At 70.0% G+C, this 13,687-nt stretch carries 11 protein-coding genes and 1 pseudogene; 6 read left to right on the forward strand and 6 right to left on the reverse strand.

Going from position 1 to position 13,687, the window contains the following annotated elements; all coding sequences use genetic code 11:
- Positions 1–93: 93 nt before the first annotated feature.
- Positions 94–1,278, forward strand: coding sequence for a MarP family serine protease (locus tag AC1DNC_RS09155; protein ID WP_476862253.1), 1,185 nt, complete (start codon positions 94–96; stop codon positions 1,276–1,278).
- Positions 1,279–1,316: 38 nt separating this feature from the next.
- On the opposite strand, the gene AC1DNC_RS09160 is transcribed toward AC1DNC_RS09155, so the two are convergent.
- From AC1DNC_RS09160 to acs, 4 genes and pseudogenes are all read right to left on the reverse strand, one after another.
- On the reverse strand, positions 1,317–2,363 hold the full coding sequence (locus AC1DNC_RS09160; RefSeq protein ID WP_476862254.1) for a DUF2332 domain-containing protein: 1,047 nt from the start codon (positions 2,361–2,363) through the stop codon (positions 1,317–1,319).
- A gap of 2 nt (positions 2,364–2,365) precedes the next feature.
- Positions 2,366–2,839, reverse strand: a complete 474-nt coding sequence (aroQ, locus tag AC1DNC_RS09165; protein ID WP_476862255.1) for a type II 3-dehydroquinate dehydratase — start codon at positions 2,837–2,839, stop codon at positions 2,366–2,368.
- A 58-nt stretch (positions 2,840–2,897) separates the two neighbouring features.
- Positions 2,898–3,308: pseudogene (locus AC1DNC_RS09170) on the reverse strand (SRPBCC family protein); the annotation flags it as partial.
- A 42-nt stretch (positions 3,309–3,350) separates the two neighbouring features.
- Positions 3,351–5,375, reverse strand: coding sequence for an acetate--CoA ligase (gene acs, locus AC1DNC_RS09175; RefSeq protein WP_476862624.1), 2,025 nt, complete (start codon positions 5,373–5,375; stop codon positions 3,351–3,353).
- A 442-nt stretch (positions 5,376–5,817) separates the two neighbouring features.
- Here acs and AC1DNC_RS09180 point away from each other — a divergent pair, with 442 nt between their 5' ends.
- The 3 genes from AC1DNC_RS09180 (at position 5,818) to AC1DNC_RS09190 (ending at position 8,751) form a co-directional block, all read left to right on the forward strand.
- Positions 5,818–7,212 carry a hypothetical protein gene (locus AC1DNC_RS09180; protein ID WP_476862256.1) on the forward strand — a complete coding sequence of 465 codons (1,395 nt, stop codon included), beginning with the start codon at positions 5,818–5,820 and terminating at the stop codon, positions 7,210–7,212.
- A 70-nt stretch (positions 7,213–7,282) separates the two neighbouring features.
- Entirely contained in the window at positions 7,283–8,074 is a 792-nt protein-coding gene (gene nth, locus AC1DNC_RS09185) for an endonuclease III (protein ID WP_476862625.1), read from the forward strand.
- Complete coding sequence (locus AC1DNC_RS09190; RefSeq protein WP_476862257.1) at positions 8,071–8,751, forward strand: NUDIX hydrolase; 681 nt, start codon at positions 8,071–8,073, stop codon at positions 8,749–8,751. The genes nth and AC1DNC_RS09190 overlap by 4 nt, the downstream gene beginning before the upstream one ends.
- Here the strand turns inward: AC1DNC_RS09190 and AC1DNC_RS09195 are convergent.
- Positions 8,678–9,112, reverse strand: coding sequence for a YegP family protein (locus tag AC1DNC_RS09195; RefSeq protein ID WP_476862258.1), 435 nt, complete (start codon positions 9,110–9,112; stop codon positions 8,678–8,680). The two genes, AC1DNC_RS09190 and AC1DNC_RS09195, sit on opposite strands and share 74 nt — an antisense overlap.
- Before the next feature lie 107 nt (positions 9,113–9,219).
- On the reverse strand, positions 9,220–10,974 hold the full coding sequence (locus AC1DNC_RS09200) for a bifunctional 3'-5' exonuclease/DNA polymerase (RefSeq protein ID WP_476862259.1): 1,755 nt from the start codon (positions 10,972–10,974) through the stop codon (positions 9,220–9,222).
- A 206-nt stretch (positions 10,975–11,180) separates the two neighbouring features.
- Here AC1DNC_RS09200 and ssd point away from each other — a divergent pair, with 206 nt between their 5' ends.
- Together ssd and AC1DNC_RS09210 are read left to right on the forward strand one after the other, a co-directional pair.
- On the forward strand, positions 11,181–12,344 hold the full coding sequence (ssd, locus tag AC1DNC_RS09205) for a septum site-determining protein Ssd (RefSeq protein ID WP_476862260.1): 1,164 nt from the start codon (positions 11,181–11,183) through the stop codon (positions 12,342–12,344).
- Between the two features lie 71 nt (positions 12,345–12,415).
- Entirely contained in the window at positions 12,416–13,606 is a 1,191-nt protein-coding gene (locus AC1DNC_RS09210; RefSeq protein WP_476862261.1) for a TadA family conjugal transfer-associated ATPase, read from the forward strand.
- Positions 13,607–13,687: the final 81 nt, after the last annotated feature.

A 13,687-nucleotide genomic window follows, 5' to 3' on the forward strand; every position in this document is an offset into this window, starting at 1 on the left:
GCGGGCGGGTGACGTCCCGGGCTGCTGCGGGACCCGGCAAACTGTCAGCCCGCGCCGGTAGAATGGGCACCTACCAGTCATTAAGGAGCCCCGGTGTTCGGCTTGACCATCTTGGACCTGGCGTTGATTCTGACGCTCTTGTCCTACCTGATCTACGGCTTGCGCAACGGCTTCCTGGTGACGCTTGGCGGAATTGCCGGGTTCGCGGCGGGGGCCGTGGCGGCCTTCGTGTCGATTCCGATCGTCAGCGACCTTGTGGGCGATCCCGGCTGGCGGCTTACCGCCATCATTGCCACCGCCGTGCTGTTGATGATGCTGGGGCACGGCCTGGGCACCATGATCGGACGGCGGATCCGCAGCGTTGTGAAGATCAGTCCGCTTCGGCTGGCCGACCGGGTGGTGGGCGGCGGAGTCAACCTCGCCGTGTCCGCCCTTGTGATGTCCATGCTGGCGTTCAGCATCAGCGCGCTCGGTGTTCCGGTCGTTTCCCAACAGCTGGCAGACTCCAAGGTGATCGGCTTCATCGACGGTGTTACGCCCACGCCCCTGAAGACCTCCATGGCCCAGCTGCGCTCGGCCGTGATCGGGGACGGGATTCCGACTCTGTTTGAAGGTGGTGTCGGCGGACGGCCTGTGCCAGTGCCGGATGCCAGCACCGACACCCCCGCCTTGAATAAGGCAGCCGCGTCCGTGCTGAAGATCGCCGGGACCGCCTACCAGTGCGGCCAGAACCAGACCGGCACCGGCTTTGTGGTCTCGCCCGGCCGGGTCGTGACGAACGCCCATGTGGTGGCCGGCGTTCCGGAGCCCGTTGTGGAGGTCCCCGGCGGGGGAGCGCTCCCCGGCCGGGTGGTGTACTTCGACAGCCGGCATGACCTCGCCATCCTGGCCGTGGACGGGCTGCGCGCCGCGCCGCTGCCGCTGGGGCGCGACCTTCCCGCCGGCAGCCCGGCGGCGTTCGCGGGTTATCCGCACGGCGGCCCGTTCCAGTCCAAGCCGGCAACGGTGCGGGACATCACCACCGTGCTGGTTCCGGACATCTATGGCAACAACGCCGCCGCCGAGGATGTGTACCGGCTCGCGGGTGACGTGCAGCCCGGGAACTCCGGCGGTCCGCTGCTGACCACGGGCGGCCAGGTGGCCGGGGTCGTCTTCGCGAAGTCGACGTCCGAGCCCTCGCTGGGCTTCGCCATCACCATGAACGACCTCGGCCCCGTGGCCGCAAAGGCCCCGGACCTGGGCGACGCCGTGTCGCCGGGCCAGTGCATTAAGAAGTAGCCCGCGCCGAACTATCCGGGAACGGGCGGACCGGCCCGTCAGGCGCCGGCGGCCTCGATCCACTCCAGGCTCTGGCCGTGCGGGCCGGCGATGGCCACCGGCAGGCCGTCCTCCAGCAGCAGGAAACGGCCGCGGAGCCGTGCTTCGTCCATTTCGGGAACCACGCTGGATCCGTCCGCCTGCACGATGACGGTGTGGCCCTCGTTGGAGATCCAGTGGCAGCCCCGGTCCGCGGCCAGCAGGGCGATGGTGTCGCGGAATTGTTCGCGGCCGGCGGCATCGAGGTAGGCCATGACCGCGCTGTGGAATACCACCAGGGCGGCCTCCGGCGGTGCCTGCCCGGCCAGGGAGACGAGTTGTTCATTGAGGTCCCCGGCCACCAGCAGCGGCGGATCCGTCCGCGCGACGGCGATCGCCTGGCGCAGCCGCTCACGGCGGAAATCCTGCTCGGGCCAGATCAGGGCCTCCAGCCAGGCGACATCTTCGGGGTCCTGGATGTCCAGCGGGTTCAGGTCGATGCCGGCCCGCCACGCGACCACCGGCAGCGCGGCCGGCAGGGGCACCGGCCCGGCCGTGGCGCAGCGCAGCACCGGGTAGGTCCCGGGCGCGGCGCCGGCCGGAGCCAGTTGCGTGACGCTGCCCGCCCCGTCGTCGAATTCGTAGCCGTAGTGGTCCGGGTACAGCGTCAGCCCCGCCGACGCGCCGACCTCGATGAGGGCCAACGGACGCTTCTCCGCGGCGGCGATCCGGGCGAGGGACGGGAGCAACGCGGCGCAGCGGCCGGCCTCGTTCGTCTGGGTGGACCGGGAGAGGACAATCCGGGAGATGCCGTCCCAATGGGCGTCAAGGAACCTCCTGAACTCCGCGTAGGGGCCGATCCGGGCGCCGAGGAAGCGGGCGGCCGCCAGCATCAGGAGCGGTTGGCGTTTGTTGTGCGGCCACGCGTCGATGCGCCGGATGAGTTCGGGGTCGTCCGCGATGCCCTGCGACCACTCCGCGTAGCAGGGGGAGTTGCCGGGCGCGTCGACGGTGCCGAAGTGGCGGTACCACTCCGCGGTCCCTGCCGGCTCCGCACCGGGGGACATGCTCAGTCCCGGTCCGCGTGCAGCTCGGCGAGGTAGTCGACGGCGAAGCGGTAGCCCAGGATACCCGCCCCGGCGATCACAGCCTTGCTGATGTCCGAGAGGTAGGAGTGGTGCCGGAACGGTTCGCGGGCATGCACGTTGGTGATGTGGACCTCGACGGCGGGAAGCTGCACTGCGGAGAGGGCGTCCCGGATGGCCACCGAGGTGTGGGTGTAGGCGCCGGCGTTCAGGACGATGCCGACCGCTTTGCCCCTGGCGGCATGGATGGCGTCTACGAGGGCGCCCTCATGGTTGGACTGGAAGCAATCGACGTCGAATCCGTGCGCCGCGCCGGCCTCCTTGGCGAGCTCCTCGACGTCGGCCAGGGTGGCCGTGCCGTACTTTTCCGGTTCTCGGGTGCCCAGCAGGTTCAGGTTGGGCCCGTTCAGGACCAGGATGGTGCCGCGTCGGGCGTCCGGGGAGGTGGCTTCGCTCATGCCTGCCAATGTATCGCGTTGTTCCGGACCGTGCCCCTGATGTGTCCTGCGAAGTTCATCATTCACGGACCGGTCCCCGGCCGGCAGGACTGCCCGGACCGCTCGCGAGCCGTTCAATCCGCCGCAGCGCGAGGGCGCAGACCGGCAGGTAGGCCGGTGCCCACCAGGGCACGGTGAAGGTGACCAGGCAGCCGCCATCCTTCTGTGGCTCCACCCGGTGGCCGGTGGCCCGCACCCCGGCAACAGACCACTGCCAGTACCGCCCTGCCTCGAACTTCGTCACGGTGTACGGCAGGGCCACCCGCAGGATGGTGCGGACCCTTCCGCGGCTGCCGGACCGAAGCTCCGAAGACTCCGGTCCCGCTGTTGCCGGTTCGACGCCGCTGACTGATGGCCCCCACGCCGGCCACTGGCCGGTATCCGTGAGCAGCTTCCAGACCACCTCGGCCGGCGCGTCGACCCGGCGCGAGAGGGAAAAGTCACCCGGTGCGGCCCAGGACGGGAACCGTGTTCACTTCTTGAGCGAGTGCGCGATCTGGGCCATCACGGTGTTGTCCGCCAAGGTGGTGGCGTCACCCACCTCGCGGCCCTCGGCGACATCCTTGAGCAAGCGGCGCATGATCTTGCCGGAGCGGGTTTTCGGCAGTTCCGGCACCACCAGGATGGTCTTGGGCTTGGCGATCGGCCCGATCTCCTTGCTCACGTGGTTGCGGAGCTCCTGGACGATCGAGTCGCCCGAGTCCACCGCGTCCCCGCGCAGGATCACAAACGCCACCACGGCCTGGCCGGTGGTCTCATCCGCTGCGCCGACGACGGCGGCTTCCGCCACGGCCGGGTGGGACACGAGGGCGGACTCGATCTCCGCGGTGGAGAGCCGGTGGCCGGAGATGTTCATGACATCATCGACCCGGCCGAGCAGCCAGATATCGCCGTCGTCGTCCTTCTTGGCGCCGTCGCCGGCGAAGTACATCGTTTCGAAGCGGGACCAGTAGGTGTCCTTGAACCGTTCCGGGTCACCCCAGATGCCGCGCAGCATGGCCGGCCATGGCTCCCGGACCACGAGGTAGCCGCCGGCGCCGTTGGGAACGGATTCACCGGCCTCATCGACGACGTCCACGGCGATGCCGGGCAGCGGGACCTGGGCGGATCCCGGCTTGGTGGCGGTCACCCCGGGCAACGGCGCAATCATCTGCGCGCCGGTTTCGGTCTGCCACCAGGTGTCCACGATCGGGGCCGGGTTCTCCTTCTTCTCCCCGTTCTTTCCGGCGTTCGCGCCGATGACCTCCCGGTACCACATCCACGCCTCGGGGTTGATGGGTTCGCCCACCGAGCCCAGCACCCTGATGGAGGAAAGATCCGACTTTGCCGGAATTTCCTTGCCCCATTTCATGAAGGTGCGGATGGCGGTCGGGGCCGTGTAGAGGATGGAGACCTTGTACTTTTCCACGATCTCCCACCAGCGGCCCTGGTGCGGGGAGTCGGGGGTGCCCTCATACATGACCTGGGTGGCGCCGTTGATCAGCGGCGCGTAAGCCACGTAGGAGTGGCCGGTGATCCAGCCGACGTCGGCGGTGCACCAGTACACATCCGTTTCCGGGTGCAGGTCGAAGACCGCCTTGTGCGTGTAGGCCCCCTGGGTGAGGTAGCCGCCGGTGGTGTGCAGGATGCCCTTGGGCTTGCCGGTGGTGCCGGAGGTGTAGAGGATGAACAGCGGGTGTTCGGAGTCGTGTCCGACGGCGGTGTGCTCGTCCGAGGCGGCATCGACCGTGTCGGACCACCAGTGGTCCCGGCCCTCGTGCCAGTCCACGTCCTGGCCGTTGCGCTTGACGACGACGACGTTCTGGACGGTGTGCCCGTCGTGGGCCAGCGCCTCGTCGACGGCCGGTTTCAGGGCGCTGGGCTTGCCGCGGCGGTAGGTGCCGTCGGCGGTGACCACCAGCTTGGCCTCGGCGTCGTCGATCCGCGAACGGAGCGCCTCGGCGGAGAAGCCGCCGAAGACAACCGAGTGGATGGCGCCGATACGGGCGCAGGCCAGCAGCGTGATGACGGCCTCGGGGATCATCGGCAGGTATACGGCCACGCGGTCACCCTTGGCCACGCCGAGGGATTCGAAGGCGTTGGCGGCCTTCTTAACCTCCTGCGTCAGCTGCGCGTAGGTGTAGCTGCGGGTGTCCCCGGGCTCTCCCTCGAAGTAGATGGCAACCCGGTCACCGTTGCCGGCCTCGACGTGACGGTCCAGGGCGTTGTAGGCGGCGTTGATCTCGCCGCCGACGAACCATTTGGCGAAAGGCGGATTGGACCAGTCAAGGGTCTCGGTGAAGTCCTTGCTCCAGCTCAGCAGCGCGCGGGCCTGCTTGGCCCAGAAAGCCGGCCGGTCGGCGTCGGCCTCGGCGTAATCGGCGGCGGTGACCACTGCGGTGGCGGCGAACTCGGCCGAAGGGGCGAACTTGCGGTTCTCCTGCGACAGGTTTTCGAACGCATCGCCCTGCCGGGGCGCCTGGGTGGCCGTGGTGGAGCCGGGGGTCTGCTGGGACATGGTGAACCTCATCATTCATCGATCCGTGCTGTGCGGAACGACCGATCCCGCCGCTGTCCCGGACACCTGCGTGGCACCGGACATCGGCTGGTCACGGGCGTACCGCAAAGAGCTGTTCCGAAATACACACTAACGCGCAGGTGTGACAGAACGTGTGCCCCGTCACAAAGGGAGCCGTGAGCGGCGTTTATTAAGCGCCGAGTGGTGCGGGCGTTCGGCGTGGCCTGCGGGGAGCCGCGCCGAACCCCGCTTTACGCGCAGGGCGAAAGGCTCCCCGGAGTGTGCTGGAGTTACGGCCGGGCAGCTAGTGATCGGTTCTGCACTTGGCTAGGCTGAGACGGAGTTGTGACATCCAATGGGGGGCGACGGGGCCGCTGGCGGTCCTGTTTCGCCTGCCGTTAGGCGGCACTGTCCAGGGTGCGGCCACGCTAAGGAGAACAGAATGAACGAGCAAAGCAACGGGCAGCTCCACGCGCCCCTCCGCAACGAGGGCCAGGCAGGCCCGGCGCAGGCCGACGGCCAGGGGGACCAGCCACGCTTCACCGTGGACAAGCCGAACCCGAAGAACAACGAGGCCGTCGTGGGGCCCTTCACGGTCCGCGACCTCACCGTCTTCGGCTCCACCCTGCTGCTCTTCATCGCCTCCCTGATCCCGATGTTCGTGGACCGCTACAACCTGTGGAGCCTGGGCAACTTCTTCTTCCTGGGCCTGGGGGTCCTGCTGCCGCTGATTGTCGCCGCCCTCTTCGTGGCCCGACGCGTCAGCCCGGGCACGAAGATCCGGATCGGTTCCCTCTCGATCGACCAGTTCGCCTCCGTGGTGGCGTCCTTTAGCCTGGCGTTCTTCTTCCTGGCCTCTGCCGGCGCATTCGTGCCGAGCCTTCTGGTGGGGCTCGTTGGCTCGCTGGGACTCTTCACCGCCACCGTGCTCGCGCGGCTGATTCCCAGCCTCGCCGGCGACTTCCTGCACCGCGCCGAAACCCCCGCCCACGTTGTGGCGCGGGAAGCCGCGGTGCCGGTGCGCAAGCCGCGTGCGCCCAAGGCACCCAAGCCCGCCGGCGAAGCCTCAACGCCCCGGGAAGGCGGCAGCCCGCTGGCTGGCTGGGTCAAGCGGATGACCACGGACAAGACGGCGGGCCCTGCCGAAAAGGCCCCGCTTGCAAGCGAAGGCCGCGGGTCATCAGCCGGTGCCGCCGGTGCAGGTGCAAGCGCTGCAGCTGCAGGAGCCGCAGGCGCCGCCGCGGCATACGCCCGCCCGGCCGCCGCCGAGCCCGCCACCCAGGCTCACGGCGTCGTCCCGACCGCGACGCCGGCCGTATCGCCGACGCCGACGGCAGCGTACGCCCCGGCTCCCGCCGCAGGCGAAGCGGCCCCGGTGGCCGCGGAGCAGTCACCGGCCGCGGCCGCTCCCGCTGCGGCAACTTCAACGGGATCCCCGGCCACCTCGGAGGCACCCGCGCGGCAGAGCGCGGCCCTGGAGGAGACCCAGGCGGCCAGCGTCCCCGCTGCGGCAGCGGCCGCGGCGCCGTCCGCCGCAGGCCACGAGGCACCCACGGCCCTCACCCCGCAGGTCCGTTCGCAGGAGCCGATCGGTGCCACGGTGGACCCGGCAAGCCGCCCCGAGAGCAATGCGGCCGCCCCGGCCTACGAGGCGTTCTGGTTCGCGGTCGCACAGCCCCGGACCGCCGTGGACGAGCGCACCGGCGCCCCGGCCTTCGTCGTCGAACCCGGCGGCTGGGTCCTGGCCCTGGAGGACCGCGGCCACGAGTTCCTAGTCCAGCACACGGACGGCCGCGTCGGCGTGCTCCGGGATCTCAGCAACATCGAACGCGGCTAGCCGGACCGTGGCCACCGAAGTCGGCGCCGCAAAGCCCGCTACCGCGAAGCCCGCCACCGCGAAGCCTCGCGTGCAGGCTGGTGGGGAGACCTTGCTTGGACTCAAGCGACGCGCCCGCCGGATAAACAAGGCACTCGCCGAGCAGTATCCGTATGCGCACGCAGAGCTGGATTTCCGCAGTCCCTTCGAGCTGGTGGTGGCCACGGTGCTCTCGGCCCAGACCACGGATGTGCTGGTCAACCAGATCACGCCGCTGTTGTTCGCCCGGTATCCCGACGCCCGCAGCATGGCCGAAGCCGAGCCCGCAGAGCTGGAAGCGATCATCAAACCCACTGGGTTCTTCCGGGCCAAGGCGCGCAACCTGATGGCGTTGTGCACCAAGCTTGTGGACGACTACGACGGCGAGGTGCCCGGCCGGCTGGCGGACCTGGTGAAGTTGCCCGGCGTCGGGCGCAAGACCGCCAACGTGGTGCTGGGAAACGCGTTCGGGATCCCCGGCATCACGGTGGACACGCACTTCGGCCGGCTGGCGCGCCGCTTCGGTTGGACGGATTCGGACGATCCGGTCCGGATCGAATCCGACGTCGCCGAACTGTTCGAGCCAAGAGACTGGACGATGCTCTCGCACCGCGTCGTGTTCCACGGCCGGCGCGTCTGCCATTCCCGCAAACCGGCCTGCGGCGCCTGCGCGGTGGCGAACTGGTGCCCCAGTTTCGGAGCTGGCGAGACGGATCCGGAGAAGGCCAGGAAGCTGCTGAAGTACGAACTTGCCCCGGGCCAGGAGGAACTGCTGGCGAAGCTGCTGGCCGAAACGCATCGCGCCGCCGAAATCCGGATGGAATCGCAGAGAAGGCCGCAATGACCGCCCGCCAGGACCTGATCGATCTCGTGGCCGCGGTGCAGACCGGCACGGCCCCGTCGCCGGATCCGCGCTGGCGTGAGCTGACGGTTGAGCCCGGCGAACGGGTGCGCCGGGCCGCCGTGCTGATGCTGTTCGGCTCGCTGGATGACGTCCCCGCCACGTCGGTGAAACTGCTGGCGCCGGCGGATCTGGACGTACTGCTGCTCCAGCGCGCGCAGACCCTGGATGATCATCCGGGCCAGGTGGCCTTCCCCGGCGGCGGAATCGACCCGGGCGAATCCGTGATCGAGGCCGCCCTCCGGGAAGCTGAAGAGGAAACGGGGCTGGACCCGCTGGGTGTGGAGGTTCTCGGCGTCATGCCCGAACTGGCACTGCCCCGCGGGAACTTCCTGGTCACTCCCGTGCTGGGCTGGTGGGCGTCCCAGTCACCCGTTCGGGTGGTGGACTATGGCGAGTCCTCGCAGGTCTTCCGGGTGCCCGTGCGGGACCTGCTGGACCCCGACAACAGGGTGATGGCGACCGTCAGCCGTGCCGGCCAGACCTTCCAGAGCCCGGCCTTTACCGTCAACGGCGTGGTGGTCTGGGGCTTCACCGGCATGATCCTCAATCAGTTGTTCGACCAGCTCGGCTGGGCTGTCCCGTGGGACCGGAAGCGCCTTCACGGGATCGACGGCTGAGCTCGGGTCCCCGATATTGTGCCGTCAAGCCCGCCGCGGGCCGTGAGGACGCCGCCGCGGCGGGTTTGTTACCGGACTGGGTGACGGACTGCCGGGGGCCCGGCTTGCCGCCAGGCTTCCCGCCGGACCGGTCCACGACCAACCCGGTCGCGGCGTTCTCGCGCACCGCGGTGATGCCCGCGGCCGCTCCCTTGATGGTGTTGAAAAGCGGTGAAACAGCAACTACTGTCCCGTCCGGTGCCGTCAGCCTGAAGAAATACGACTCGTCCCCGGCTTCTGCAATCTCGAAAACGCCAGCCACTCTGCTGCCTCCCCAATTCCCTGCCTTGTTGCATTGCACCGGCGGATCAATCGGGATCATCGCCGGCCTTTTTCGAGCCTAACGGGGCTCTCAGAGCGGGCGCAACGCTACTGACGGGTACGTTACCCAGGGTGTCCGGCCCGGCGTCGGGCAGCGCATATCGGCAGCTATTTAGCGTTATCGTAGGAGTCGACGACGGCGACGCTCACCGGAAATTCCACCGGGATCCTGCCGAACAGGAGCTCTTTGGCGGCCGCCGCGGATTCCTCTATGGCCCGGATGCAGGCATCGACGGCGTCGGCGGGGCAGTGCACCATGACCTCATCGTGCAGGAAGAAGACCAGTTCCCCGGCGGCTGAGCCGTCCGCACGCAGCCCCCGCAGCCGGCGTCGTAGTTCCGCCAGCCAGCAGGCCGCCCAGTCGGCGGCGGAACCCTGGACCACGAAGTTCCTCGTGAACCGCCCGCGCGAGCGCGCCAGCGACTCGGCGCGGCGCTGTTCCTCCGCAGTGGCGGATTGCTGGCTCCGCAGCCACCGCTCCGAGGGCGGCGGGCTGCTGCGGCCCAGCCGGGAGGTGACGGTTTTGCCCGCTTCGCCCTCGCGCGCGGCTTGCTCGACAAAGCCGACGGCGCGGGGATAGGTCCGGGCCAGCTGCGGCATCAGCCGTCCGGATTCGCCCGTGGTGGCACCGTAGATTGCGCCGAGCAACGCGACCTTGGCCTTTGCCCGGTCGCCGCCGAAACCTTGCGCGGCGATGCCGGCGTAGAGGTCCTTGTCTCGGGCGGCCTCCGCCATCCTGGAGTCCTGGGCAAGCGCCACCAGCACGCGGGGCTCCAGTTGCGAGGCGTCGGCGACGATCAGCTTGTGGCCGGGGTCGGCGTGCACGGCGCCGCGGATCTGGCGCGGGATCTGAAGTGCCCCGCCGCCGCGTGAGGCCCAGCGTCCGGACACGACCCCGCCCACCACGTATTCGGGCCGGAAGCGGCCGTCCTTGACCCAGGCGTCCAGCCACGCCCAGCCGTTGGCGGCGTGCAGCCGGGCGAGCTTCTTGTAGGCCAGCAGCGGTTCGATCGCCGGGTGGCTGGATTCCTTCAGCTCCCACTGGCGCGTGCTCTTTACCTCGATGCCGTTCCGGTGCAGTGCCCGCATCAGTTCCTGCGGGGAGTCAGGATTCAGCGCCGGGGATTGCAGAAGGCGGCGGAGTTCGCTGTTCAGGGCCTCCAACTTGGCGGGGCGGTGGCCCTGGGCCGGCCGCGGGCCGAGGTAGTCCTCGAGGATGCGTTCGTGCAGTTCCTCGCGCCAGGGGACGCCGGTGTGCTGCATCTCGGCGGCAATCATGGCGGCGGCGGATTCGGCGGCCAGCAGCAACTGGAGCCGTTGCTTCCGGCGTCCGCCGTCCGGAGTGACGGCATTTGGAGTGACGGCATTTGGATCGAGGGCATCCGGGGCGACAGCGGACAGGGCTTCCTGCTGCGCGGCGTATTCGGCGCGCAGCTGCTCGGCGGAATAACGCGGGGCCGCGCGCAGCCCAGGGTCATCGAACAGGGCGCCCTGGTCAGCGGGCGGGGGAGGGGGCTGCAGTGCCCGCGGCGGCTGCTGGACGTCGTCGTCCTGGGTGAGCTTCTCCGCATTCCGGGAATACTCGGTATGCGCGGTGAACTCCGAATGGGCCAGGATGGCGCCGCACAGGGTCAGGTCATAGCAGCGTTCCAGCTCGACCCCTGCGGCCAGTAGCGCCGGGTACCAGTCCTGCGTGCGGTGCCAGATCCAACGCGGGCGCTGCTGCTCCAGCTGGCGCACGACGCCGGGCAGCTCGGTGGCGCTGACGATGCGCGCCGCGGGGGCCTCGGGATCGGGGTCGCCGGCCGGCGTGAGCCGTTGCAGGGCTGCGCCGTCGGCGTGGGCGGCGAGCAGCAGATGCATAGGCTCAATTCTGCCCTGCCGGTCCGTGTCCGGTGGACCGGGGTGGGGGCGGGGCCGTTTGTCTGGACGGGGCGCTTTGGGGGCGGAGGGGACCGGGCCGCCCCGGGGCGCGCCGGACCGTGCCGGGGCACACGGAATCGCCCTGGTTTTCCACATAGCCGACGTCGGCGGGTCGAAGCAACGCCCGCAGCTCAGAAAGTGGTGGCATGAGCAGGCATCAACTCCGCGAGCCCCTTGGCAGCCAGGTCACTTCGAGCCAGCCGGTGACCCGGGCGGGGCCGGACGCCGCACCCGGCGCGGCCCCAATCCCCGGGTCATGGCTTCCCGGCGGGTCTGCGGAGACGCTGCTGGTAACGGGCTCCGAGGTCCTGCGCGGCGAGGTGGAAGGGATTGTGGCCGCAGCCGGCCGGCAGCTAATTGTGGCGCGGGATGCCGCGGAGGCGGCCCAGCACTGGGAATCTGCCGGCGCGGTGCTCGTTGGAAGTGACGTCCGCGAACTGCCGATCCGGCGCCGTGCGCCGGCAGTCCTCGTCGGGCTGAGCGGCGAAGGCGACAGCCTCTGGCAGTTGGCGGCGGTCATGGGGGCGGAACGGGTAGCCGTCCTCCCCGAGGGAGGACCCTGGCTTGCCGAGTACCTCAGCCGCTCCCACGCGCCGGACCCCGGTGGCCATGTCCTTGGCGTGGTCGGTGGATGCGGCGGTGCCGGCGCCACCACCGCCGCAATCTGGCTGGCGGAGGCCGCCGCAGGGCTCGGTGCCCGTGTGCTCCTGATCGACGGGGATCCTTGGGGCGGAGGCCTCGAACTGGCCCTCGCAGCCGAGGACGCGCCCGGACTCCGCTGGCCCGACCTTGCCGAGGCCAGCGGCAGCATCGACCCGGACCAGCTTCACGAGTCGCTGCCCGAGACGGGTGGTTTCTCCTTCCTGTCCTGGCCGGGCAGCAGGGAACGGCCCAAGCACGTCGACGCGGCAGCGGTGGCCGGCGTGCTCGACGCCGCACGCCGCTGCTACGAACTGGTCGTGCTCGACGTCGGCCGCGGACGCGAATCGCTGCGCGCCTTCGCATGGGAATGTGACCGCATGCTCGTCGTCCTGCCTGCCCAGCTCCGGGCCGCGGTGGCATCCGCCCGACTGGTGGCCGAACTTCCGCCGGTGGAAACTTCGCTGGTTATCCGTGCGAAGCCGGGAGCCGCGCTGGACGTCCGGCTCATTTCCGAGGCTGTGGGGCTGCCGGTGCAGAGCATCATGCCCGAGCTCCGCGGTACGGCCGCCGCCACGGAGCTCGGGCGGCTGCTGGACGCCGGGCGGCGGCACAGCGTGAAGCGCTTTACCGAAGCTGTCCTTGATTTCGGCGCAGACGAGTACCCGTGAGCTCCCACGCGGCCGGCGCGCCGGACGCTGACAGCCCGCGGCTCCGGAGGCCTAGGAGGCACCAGCCGGGCGTGGACGCCCGGCTCCTTGAGGCCGTCCGCGAGTCGGTCATGGCCGACGCCGGGCCCGTCACCCCGTCCCGGGTGGCCGCGGCCGTCCAACGGAGCGGAAAACTCCTCGGCACCGCCGGGGCGCTGGCGGCTGTCGAAAGTATCAGCGCCGAACTGAATGGGCTGGGGCCGTTGCAGCCGCTGACCCGCGACCCCCTCGTGACGGACATCTTCGTCAACGGCCCGGACTCGGTCTGGCTGGACCGCGGGCGTGGTCTTGAACGCGCCCCGGTCAGCTTTGCCGGGGAGGCGCAGGTCCGTGCGTTGGCGGCCCGGCTGGTGGCCGCCGGCGGCCGTCGGCTGGACGACGGCTCGCCTTGTATGGATGTCAGGCTCGACCGCGGCTACCGGGTGCACGCCGTCTTGCCGCCGATCTCCACGGCCGGGACCTTGCTGAGCGTGCGGATCCGCCGCGAGTCCGTGTTTTCCCTGGCTGAGCTCGGCAGGAGCGGCATGTTCGGCCTGTTCATCGAGGACGTTCTTCGGCGAATGGTGGCCCGGCGCCTCAGCTTCCTGGTGAGCGGAGCGACGGGTTCGGGAAAAACGACACTGCTTGCCACGCTGCTGGGACTTTGCGAGCCCGGTGAGCGGCTGGTTCTGATCGAGGATGCTTCGGAGCTGAATCCCGTCCATCCGCATGTGGTGTCCCTGGAATCGCGCCACAGCAACCTGGAGGGCGGCGGCGCCGTTGATCTCGGCGAGCTGGTCCGGCAGGCCTTGCGGATGCGGCCCGACAGGCTTGTGGTGGGCGAGTGCCGCGGCGCCGAGGTCCGGGAGCTACTTTCCGCTATGAACACCGGGCACAACGGGGCCGGCGGCACGATCCACGCCAACACCGCCGCGGCGGTCCCGGCCCGGCTGACGGCGCTCGGGGCACTCGCGGGGATGGGGCCGGACGCCGTCCGACTTCAGGCAGCCAGCGCCCTCGACGCCGTCGTGCACCTGGAACGGACACGACTCGGCCGTCGGGTGGCATCGGTGGGGCTGGTCGGGGAAGACGCCGGGGGCCTGGCCGTGGCCGTAGCGCTGGAAACGGTCGGCGGCGAGGTCCGCGCCGGGCCCGCATGGCCGGAGCTCGCCGCCCGTCTGGGCCTGGACCCGGCTGCTGCGCCCGACAGTTCCGGCATCCGCGCCGCGGCCGGTCCGCCATGACGGCCCTCCTGACCGGAGTCTTGGCCCTCGCATCCTGGCTGGCGCTCGCGCCGCCCGGCGGGCCCGCCCGGCGTATTCGGC

The sequence above is a fragment of the Arthrobacter sp. 01N442 genome, assembly GCF_056399345.1.